General features: G+C 62.6%; 1 protein-coding gene. It reads right to left on the bottom strand.

Annotated features, from left to right (window positions below; translation table 11 throughout):
* The coding region (locus tag J4E63_RS30620) for a condensation domain-containing protein (protein WP_259334282.1) at nucleotides 1-1,741 on the bottom strand (1,741 nt) is incomplete at its 3' end.
* Nucleotides 1,742-2,083: the final 342 nt, after the last annotated feature.

The following is a 2,083-nucleotide window of genomic DNA, read 5'->3' as shown; positions in this document are numbered from 1 at the left end:
ATGTGCGATAAGTCAGGCGTTGCTCGCCACGAACCACCGCCACAGCCCCCGGCGTGCGCTGCACCTGCGCCTCGAACAGCCCGTGAATCGTCTGTTGTTGCGGATAGTCGGCCTCGGTGGCATTGAACGTCACCAGCAGTTGCTCACGTTCCGAGGCCGGCAGGATCGACAATTGCTGCAAGGGCCTGTCCGGCTGCTGCTCGAGCATCCAGGCCAGGTTCTCCAATGCCTGGCGCATGTACCCAGCAATCCGCTGGGCGCCCATTCCTGCCAGGGCCTGCACGCTAAGATTGAAGCCTTCGCCCAGATCATCCACCGATAAGGTCAGCGGATAGTTAGTCCCCTCCGCCCCTCCCAGTGCATGCAAGCCTTCCCATGCGCCAAGCGCCTGGGCCGTAGGTGCGTGGGCCGTGTTGCTATGCCGATAGTTGAACAAGGCACCGAACAGCGGAGCGGGTGCAGGCACGCCACTGCAACGCTGGGCCAAGGCCAACGATGCATGCTCGTGACCGAGCAGCGCCGTCAGGCTTGCATGGGTATTTTTTACGCCTTCGCGCACGCCGTACCCGGCCAGTTTCACGCGCAGCGGCAGCGTGTTGATGAACATGCCCAGGGCGCGGTCGGCGCCATCGCCGCCCTGCATCCGGCCCATCAATACCGTGCCGAACACCACGTCCTGCTTGCCCGAGAGACCGCCCACCACCCGCGCCCAGGCCAAGTGATGCAGGCTGGCGGCGCTGACGCCCAACTGGCGGGCCTGCGCCCGCAAGCGGCGGCTCAATGCGGCATCAATCGGCAAGTGGGCTTCTTCGATCACCGACGGGCCTTCAGGCGCCTCGGCAAAACCCAGTGGCAAGGTCGGCTCATCGACATCGGCCAGCATGGCGCGGAAAAATGCTTCATGGGAATCACCGCTCACACCCAGGCGGACCTGCGCCACGTAGTTGCGAAAAGGCACTGGGTCAGGCAATTGGTGAGCCTGCCCGAGCAGGAACGCCTGCATTTCATCCTGCACCAGCTCCAGCGCCGTATGGTCTATCGCCATGTGGTGGAACAGCAGGATGGCCACCCAACGGTCGTTGTCATGATCCTGCGCGCAGACCAGCCGCATCAGCGGCGCCTGCCCCACATCCAAGCGATGATGGCGGGTGTCGAAGCGCTGTTGCAGTTGCCACAGGGCATCGCCGGCGGCCGGGTCAAGCACGATTTCCTCCAACGACAGCGTGGCCTCGTGCCAAACCACTTGCACCGGCTCATCCAGCCCCTCCCAAACCACGGAGGTGCGCAGAATGTCATGACGATCGATTACGCCCTGCAACGCCTGGGTAAAATCGTCCAGGCGTGTCCGGCGATCCGCACCGAACAAGGACTGCAGCACATAAGGGTCGCCCTGCTCCGCCGCCAGGTGATGATAGAGAATGCCCTCCTGCAACGGTGCCAGCGGGTAGATATCCTGCACATTGCCCGCGCCGCCGGGCACCGTGTCGACGATCCGGTCGATCTCTTCCTGCGTCAGGCTGGCCAGGGGCAGCATGTCCGGCGTGATGCGGAATGCAGGGCTCAGCCAGTCGCCACCATTTCTCTCCACCAGGTCGAGCAGCTCTTGCTTATGGACGGCAAGGCTGTCCCACAGCGCGGGGTCCATTCCTTCGTCGTCGCCCAGGATCACGAGGTTGTCGCCGTCTTGTTGCAGACGGATCGGATGCTGGGACAGAGCTGCCATCAATTCGCTGAATTGCATCGAAGAACCTGCTTTTCTGATTCGGAGTGGTTGACGATAGAAACGTGTTTTTCAGATACGGCGCGGCGCCTGGACGCGAGGGTCTCGGCGCTTGGGCCGACCTCGGCGCACGGGCCAAAGCGATGGATAATCGTCACATTCAACCGAAGGAAGCGGTTTGCGGACCGCCTCCTTACAGGCCAAAAAAAATTAGAGCATTCGGTAGGTGATGTCTGTCATGGGAAGCAGGGACAAGCCCCGACGTCGTCCAGGCAGGACGTACAGACGCGCAGGATTGAGGGTGAGCACCCTGCCCGGAAAGCCCGGGACAGAGCACTCACTCCATCGGATGGAGCTGCCGAC

It is taken from the genome of Pseudomonas sp. FW300-N2F2 (assembly GCF_017351655.1).
GTDB classification, from domain to species: domain Bacteria; phylum Pseudomonadota; class Gammaproteobacteria; order Pseudomonadales; family Pseudomonadaceae; genus Aquipseudomonas; species Aquipseudomonas fluorescens_AA.
The sequence above is the reverse complement of the archived record's forward strand: the minus strand, read 5'-3'. Positions and strand labels throughout refer to the sequence as shown.